Source organism: Candidatus Paceibacterota bacterium, assembly GCA_028714275.1.
Lineage (GTDB): Bacteria > Patescibacteriota > Minisyncoccia > Phycocordibacterales > CAINVO01 > CAINVO01.
This window is the reverse complement of the sequence record JAQTMP010000038.1, coordinates 1-7,354: the sequence shown is the minus strand read 5'-3', so window position 1 is coordinate 7,354 and position 7,354 is coordinate 1. Positions and strand designations below refer to the sequence as shown.

7 protein-coding genes are annotated in these 7,354 nt (G+C 44.4%); 6 read left to right on the top strand and 1 reads right to left on the bottom strand.

Going from position 1 to position 7,354, the window contains the following annotated elements; genetic code table 11:
* From PHF79_03500 to aspS, 6 genes are all read left to right on the top strand, one after another.
* Window positions 1–737 (top strand): DnaJ C-terminal domain-containing protein (locus PHF79_03500; GenBank protein ID MDD5318851.1); only part of this gene is annotated, 737 nt, incomplete at its 5' end.
* Between the two features lie 7 nt (window positions 738–744).
* Window positions 745–1,128, top strand: coding sequence for a hypothetical protein (locus PHF79_03495; protein MDD5318850.1), 384 nt, complete (start codon window positions 745–747; stop codon window positions 1,126–1,128).
* Between the two features lie 40 nt (window positions 1,129–1,168).
* Window positions 1,169–1,951: a lysophospholipid acyltransferase family protein gene (locus tag PHF79_03490; protein MDD5318849.1), complete on the top strand. Its 783-nt coding sequence runs from the start codon at window positions 1,169–1,171 to the stop codon at window positions 1,949–1,951.
* Between the two features lie 46 nt (window positions 1,952–1,997).
* Window positions 1,998–2,969, top strand: a complete 972-nt coding sequence (gene trpS / locus PHF79_03485; GenBank protein ID MDD5318848.1) for a tryptophan--tRNA ligase — start codon at window positions 1,998–2,000, stop codon at window positions 2,967–2,969.
* Between the two features lie 174 nt (window positions 2,970–3,143).
* The gene (locus tag PHF79_03480) at window positions 3,144–5,051 is read left to right on the top strand and encodes an ABC transporter ATP-binding protein (protein MDD5318847.1); all 1,908 of its coding nucleotides are present in this window, start codon (window positions 3,144–3,146) and stop codon (window positions 5,049–5,051) included.
* A 111-nt stretch (window positions 5,052–5,162) separates the two neighbouring features.
* Complete coding sequence (aspS, locus tag PHF79_03475) at window positions 5,163–6,602, top strand: aspartate--tRNA ligase (GenBank protein MDD5318846.1); 1,440 nt, start codon at window positions 5,163–5,165, stop codon at window positions 6,600–6,602.
* A gap of 96 nt (window positions 6,603–6,698) precedes the next feature.
* On the opposite strand, the gene PHF79_03470 is transcribed toward aspS, so the two are convergent.
* Window positions 6,699–7,354: CYTH domain-containing protein (locus PHF79_03470; protein ID MDD5318845.1), on the bottom strand; the 656-nt coding region annotated here is incomplete at its 5' end.

The following is a 7,354-nucleotide window of genomic DNA, read 5'->3' as shown; positions in this document are numbered from 1 at the left end:
ATATTCAAGTTGATATTGAGCTCTCTTTTAAGGATTCTATTTTTGGAACAGAGCGTACTATCAATCTCAACAAGACAAGCGCCTGTGAACATTGCAAGGGCAATGGAGCCGAACCAGGGACTGATCTAAGAACCTGTGCGACTTGCTCCGGTAAGGGCCAGCTCAATGAAACTCGCCGCTCTATCCTAGGCAGCTTTTCAACTACTCGTATATGTGATGAATGTCATGGTACTGGCAAGGTTCCAAAACAAAAATGCAGAGAATGTCACGGCTACGGTGTCCAGAAAAAACAAAAAACATTGACTTTTACATTGCCGCCAGGTATTGAAACGGGACAGATGGTGCGTTTGACAGGCCAGGGTGAAGCCGTGATGGGTGGTGATCCCGGAGATCTTTACGTAAAGGTGCATGTAAAGCAAGATAAAAGGTTTGTTAAACAAAACCTAAATTTACGCACCTCACTTGATGTAAAACTTTCTGATGCCTTGCTTGGAGCTGAAGTTGGTATAGATACTTTGGATGGATTGCTGCAGGTGACCATACCGGCAGGAGTCACTTTTGGCGAAACTTTGCGAATAAAGGGTAAGGGTGTGCCATATCCTGGAAATAAAATGGGGGCGACACATAATACAGGTCAACGAGGAGACCTTCTGATTGATCTCAATATTATTCTTCCAAAAAAACTTTCCAAAGCCGCTAAAAAAACTATTGAGGATTTACGTTCGGAGGGTGTATAATATCCGCATGAATATTAAATCAATTTTTGTCTCATCTATCATTGCCTTTTATCCTTCGGTTATCTTATTCTTGAAAAGTCCTTGGTTTGATACAAGTGGATGGGCGTCCAAATTGGTTTTCTTTATTGTAATTTTTGTTTTGGTTTATCTAGCTATTAGCCGAGTGACCTATGCAGAGAAAAGTTACTCCATCATCAAGCATCTTTTTGAGATAGTGGTCCTTGGCATCGGAGTTTTGTCAGCCTTGGTGGCCCTCCTTGAATACATTCTCCCAACCAAAGGCATTTCTGTTGTCGGCTTAGCGACCAAAGCTGGTCTACCTCTTGGCTATCTTTTTTTTACTCTGCTTATTATCCCTCTTGCGTCACTTTTGGTGGCCATCCGTAGATAATCTAGATTTTTTCCATAAATCTGGTACACTAGAACTACCTATGTCAGTCATGACTCCAGGTGCAGCACACGTGACAGCTCAGCCTCAGGTAAATATCTCTAAGGCTACTTTTGTCGCCCCAGCATCTACTGTCAAATCTCTCCCGCATAATTTTTCCTTCAAGAATCTCTACATAAAATTCAACCAGTATTTTAGTTTTCTTTTGGTCTACCCCATTTTCAGTCTTTTTTTCAAGGTAAAAATCAGTGGCAGGGAAAACCTAGCCGGGGTCAATGCACCCCTGATCATTGCCGCCAATCATATCGGCTGGTATGACAGTTTTCTTTTCCGAATGCTGGTCTCGGGGCATAGTCGCCTCCTGCCTTTACGTTTTATGGGTACCAAAATCTTTTTGCATTTCGGCCTCAATTTTTTCTATTCAATAGGTATCATACCGCTGGCCTATAAAATCTTCGGGGTGTTTGATGTAGTACGAGGGGAGGGTCTAGAAAAAGCCCTTGTCACCCCCAAGCAGATCCTAGCTGAGAATGGAGTCGTGGCTATCTATCCCGAAGGTAAAATGGTCTTAAAAGGCGGTATAGCGCCGTTTAAACGTGGTGTCTCGGCTCTTTCACTCCAGACTGGCGTGCCTGTCCTGCCAGTCGCTTTTCGTTATCATTTGCCTCAAGACTTATTGGCTCATGGTGGTGTCAAAGCTATCCGTGGACGCCTCTCAATCAAAGTTGGCAAACTGACTAAAATTCCAGCAAATCTTTCTTATGAAGAAGGCGCTTCATATCTGCAAAAAATTATCGAAAAGTTGAATGAAGAAGCGGGGAGCTAAATAAGGAAATATAGATTCTCGTGCCACTTTCTGCTATCATTACTCCATGTCTAATACCCCCAAAAAAATCCTCCTCTCCGGTGTCAAACCAACCGGCCGGCCCCATATTGGCAATTATTTCGGTGCCATGAAGCAGTTTGTAGACTTGCAAGGAGACTATGATAGCTATATTTTTATTGCCGACCTTCATGCCTTGACTACAGTGCAAAATGGCCTCGAGATGAAGCAGGCTATCCTTGACGTCGCTCTTGACTATCTAGCCATTGGTCTTGACCCGGAGAGAATAACTTTATTTAAGCAATCTGATGTACCTCAAGTGACTGAGCTTGGTTGGATTTTCAACTGCCTGACCACTATGCCATACCTTATGCGAGCCCACGCTTTCAAGGATGCCGAGGCTAAAAACAAGGAAATAAATGTGGGACTTTTTGACTACCCACTTTTGATGGCTGCTGATATTTTGCTTCCAGACGCCGATGTCGTACCTGTTGGGCAGGATCAAAAACAGCATGTCGAGATTGCACGCGATACGGCTGAAAAATTTAATCGAATTTTTGGCCAAGAAACTTTCAAAAATCCCGAAGCCCTTATTCTTAGTGATGTAGCTGTTGTTCCCGGCATAGATGGTCAGAAGATGAGCAAAAGTCACCACAACACTATTCCGCTTTTTGCAAGCGATGAAGAAATCACTAAGCTGGTCATGGGTATCGTGACTGATTCGTCTGGGGGTGAGCCGGTCAATGTTCGGGCTATTCATTCACTCCTACGCGACTCCGCTTACCTAGACTCACTCTATACAGAAAAAAAAGGTAAATATAAGGAGCTTAAAGAGGCTTTGGCGGCTGATTTAATAGCTTTTATTACACCCCTTCGTAATAAAAGGGAGGCTCTCGCGTCTAATATGGGCAGAGTCATAGACATTCTTCATAAAGGTGGTGAAAAAGCTTGCGCTCGTGCTGAAGCAAAAATGCTCAAAGTGCGGCAAGCGATTGGGGTGGGTATCTATGGTAAGGCTTAACTTTTTTAACTTTAATGCACTAAACATGCTTATTTTTTTCTCAAAATTATACTAAGATTTGACCTCAAATCGTCTCATACCTATGAATAGGATTTTTTTCTATTCATCACAGGTAAAAAGAGCAGGAAATCAAGAACCAAAACAGAAAATCAAACCAAACAAAAGAATAAATCTATGAATAGAACATTACACACACTGAAACGTGCCGTGCGCACCACATTGCGTGCTTTTGCTATGGCGTACAAAATTGCGCCAATTCGCACTCTCACTATTGGCACACTGACAATTCTTGTTGCACTTGTTCCATTGCTCCAAGCGAGTATCATGGGCCGACTGATTAACAAGCTCGTCGATACCGTCAAGACGCATAGTCCGCTCGAAACAGCTGTAGGTCTCGTGGTGCTCTATGCATCCATTTGGGCCCTTTCGCTCTTTCTATCGGCCATTCGTCTGTATGTGGACAAAGCGTGGAGTTTGGAGCTCGAGCATGGTCTCGATCTTATTACGTTGCGCAAGCGTACAGAAATCGATCTCGGTCATTATGAAAAGGCTGACTTCCAAGATCTTCTTCACCGTGCATTCAATCGAGGTATCTGGCCAATGTTTGAGCTTGCGGAAACACAATTCGCAAATATTTCAAACATCGTCATGATCGTCTTGACTTCGTCCTTTGCCCTGACTTTTAGTCCGGTGGTCTACATCACTGTACTCGTCACATCTATTCCTCGATTTATTATTGAGCTACGATATGGCAACAAAGTATGGAGTCTCTGGGCAGAACACGGTCCCCGTCAAAGAAAATACCAACATCTCCGTACGCACTTTCTCAGCAGAGTGGGAGTGGTACAGACAAAAATGCTTCAAGCGGAAAAGAGTTTGCTTGGAATGGTAGAAGGGGTGCTGAGTTCGTTTAAAAATGATCAGCTCCTCGTCGATCGCCGACGTCTTTTTTACACCATTGGTGCAGGGGCAATTGCTGCAATGGGATATGGCTTTGGACTCTATGTCATCGTCAAAGATGTGTGGAGTGGTCTCATCGCTCTCGGTACGATGACCTTCTTGGTCAGTGCTTTGGGTCAGATGGTGGGATCTATTTCGAGCCTTCTCAATGACGTTGCTCGTCAAAACGAAAAGCGTCACTATGCAGAAGACATGTTTGAAGTCCTCGACACCAAGCCATTTATCAAGCGCTCCCAACATCCTCACAAACTCAATATTGGTACCCCACCAACAATCGAGTTTCGTGATGTATGGTTTCGTTATGAAAATAAAACTGCGAAGACTAAGGTGGAAAACGGGGTAGGCCTAGTATTCAATGAAGATCCTTACACCCTCAAAGGAGTAAACCTCATTATCAACCCTGGAGAAAGCATTGCCCTTGTGGGTGACAATGGTGCAGGCAAGACTACCATGGTCAAACTTCTCTCTCGAATATACGACCCAAGCAAGGGTGACATCTTTGTAAATGGTGTCAATCTCAAGGAAATAGATGTCGATGAATGGAATTCGTATCTTTCAGTCTTTTTACAGGACTGGGTGGGCTACGATTTCTTGGTAGGTGAATCCATTGCAATGGGTAGAAGTATCGAAGCTGTTTCAGAGGAAAAAGCTCGACGCTCAGCTCAAATTGCAGAAGCCCATTCATTTATTGATGTCTGGCCAGGAAAATATAGCACTCAGCTGGGAACAGAGTTTGGGGGTGAAGAACCGTCAAAAGGGCAACAGCAAAAAATTGCATTGGCCCGTGCGCTGTATCGAGAAGGTCTCGTGCTCGTACTCGATGAACCAACTGCCTCGGTGGATGGATCGTCAGAAGCACGTATCTTTGAGAAGCTTGGGGAAGTGGCGGGTAAACGCACCCTCATTCTCATTAGTCATCGCTTCAATACCGTACGTGGCGTCGATAAAATCATCGTCCTCAGTAACGGTGTGGTGGCTGAAGAAGGGGATCACGAAACCCTGATTGCCCAGGATGGTCTCTATGCCAAGCTTTTTAACGAGCAGGCAAAAGGATATCGAGATGTCGCTGAGGAGGCAGAGACTAGTCATGAGCTAGGCGAAGTCGAGAAGGTGGCAGGGTAGCTTTGATCAGCATTCCAAAAATTAATCAAAAAACAAAAGCCTCTGGTGTTTCCTACACCAGAGGCTTCTTATAGTGAAAAAACTCTTCAACTCTGTTACAATAGCGTTTATATGCAATCCGACACAAAAACTAAACGCACGTACATAAAGGACCTCAAAGACTGCCTTGGCACCGAAGTTACTATTGCTGGCTGGGTTTCAACCCGCCGTGACCAAGGAAAGCTTATTTTCCTTGATTTTCGGGACAAAACTGGCTATGTCCAGGGGGTTATTTTACCCAATGCGGTTGGAGCCCATTCTGTTGGTACCCAATTAAGATCTGAGTGGGTAGTAGAAGTTCAGGGTAAAGTCAATGCTCGACCAGAACGCAACATACAGAAGGAAAAGCAAAACGGTGAACTGGAGCTTGAAATTTTGTCCATAACAGTGTTAAACGAATCCGAGACTCCAATCTTTGATATTAGTCAGGGAACAGATACACGCGAAGTAGGTGAGGATGTCCGCCTTGCTTATCGCTATCTTGATCTCCGCAGTGACCGTCTTCAAAAAAATATCCGGGCTCGTCACAAAGTCGTTAAATTCGTGAGAGATTTTCTAGACTCTGAAGGGTTTATCGAAGTAGAAACCCCTATGCTCACAAAGTCCACCCCCGAAGGTGCGCGGGATTATGTTGTGCCTTCCAGATTAGAGCGAGGTCACTTTTATGCTCTTCCTCAATCTCCTCAGCAATACAAACAACTCCTTATGACTGGGGGCATTGAAAAATATTTTCAGATAGCCCGGTGTATGCGTGATGAAGATACTCGTGGCGATCGTCAACCGGAGTTTACCCAGCTTGACCTGGAAATGAGTTTTGCAATTCAGGGGGATGTTATGGACTTAAATGAAAGACTGCTGGTTGAAATTGTTACAAAACTTTATCCCGAAAAACGTATCCAGCAGGTCCCTTTTCCCCGTATTTCATACAAGGAGGCCTTAGCTAAATACAATAGTGATAGACCAGACATGAGGGACGACAAAAATGATCCGGGTCTGCTTGCGTTCTGCTGGGTGGTGGACTTTCCATTTTTTGAAAAAACGGACAAGGGCCAAAATGGGAGTCCCTGGACATTCACCCACAATCCATTTTCTAGAGCAAAACCTGAACATGAGAATTGGCTGATGAAAAATGAAAAGATCGGTGAAATTTTAACAAGCCAGTATGATATTGTCCTCAATGGTTTTGAAATAGGCGGAGGAAGTATTCGGAATCATGACCCAGAGAAGCTCCTCAAGGTTTTTGATATCATGGGGTACAGCAAAGAAAGTGTAGAAGAAAACTTTGGCCACATGTTAAAAGCTTTCCGCCTTGGCACGCCTCCGCACGGCGGAATCGCTTGGGGATTTGACCGCTTAATGATGCTGCTGCAAAATGAGCCGAACATTCGGGAGGTTATTGCCTTTCCAAAGACTGGTGAGGGTCGAGATCTCATGATGAATAGCCCTGCAGAAATTTCCTCAGAACAGCTATTGGAGTTGGGGATTACAATAAAAAAACCCGAGGTTAAATAAATTTAGATTAGAGAAAATTGAATTAAGGAAAAGCCTGCTCGTCACTTTCCGAGCAGGCTTTTTGTTTTGTAGATTTTTGTCGTACTAGAGCGTACATTAGGTCGCTCCAGGGCCTCGGTAGGGGATGCGGGCTAGGAAGTAGTTTGAATACCGTTCATTCCCGGTTACTTCCTGGATGCCTGCAGTGGTAAAGAAATCGGGGAGGGCAACCTCCTGCTGCTCCTCTGTCAGCTCAATCTCCAGTTCGTAAAGTCCCGAGCAATCGCCCAAGAACTCGTCGTACTCGAAGTATTGATTTTGCCAGATGAAACACCAGCGATTTTTTTCAATAACGAACAATTTTTGATCTCGTTTTTTGAAAAACTGCTCGTATTCATCCTCGGTGATCAATTTTTCCTTTTCAATTACCACCCCATGCTTGACTGGGATTTTTTCCGTCAGGAAATACGCAGTGTGGTCGCGATGAACTCTTTTTCGTATCCGCTGGAGATGTTCCGACCCATCATGCGGCAAATAGAATTGAGTGATTACGACCATCTCAGCTGTCGGGACAAAATCCTTGACATTGACAGCCGCTGTCACGAGATACTTTCTTTCGATTTCCAGTGGGACAGGATGACCAACGATCCGACAAATCGCACCGAAGGCGTCGCGAATTTTCTTATCAAAAGCCTCAGATCCATTGGGAAGGAGCATCGGATTCTTGATAATACTGAGATGCGTCACCCCACTCGACGCTTCCTGAGTCGTTT

Excerpts from the sequence above, each read along its gene's own strand:
- PHF79_03495 (MDD5318850.1), top strand. The coding sequence starts at position 745 with ATGAATATTAAATCAATTTTTGTCTCATCTATCATTGCCTTTTATCCT.
- PHF79_03490 (MDD5318849.1), top strand. The coding sequence starts at position 1,169 with ATGTCAGTCATGACTCCAGGTGCAGCACACGTGACAGCTCAGCCTCAG.
- trpS (MDD5318848.1), top strand. The coding sequence starts at position 1,998 with ATGTCTAATACCCCCAAAAAAATCCTCCTCTCCGGTGTCAAACCAACC.
- PHF79_03480 (MDD5318847.1), top strand. The coding sequence starts at position 3,144 with ATGAATAGAACATTACACACACTGAAACGTGCCGTGCGCACCACATTG.
- aspS (MDD5318846.1), top strand. The coding sequence starts at position 5,163 with ATGCAATCCGACACAAAAACTAAACGCACGTACATAAAGGACCTCAAA.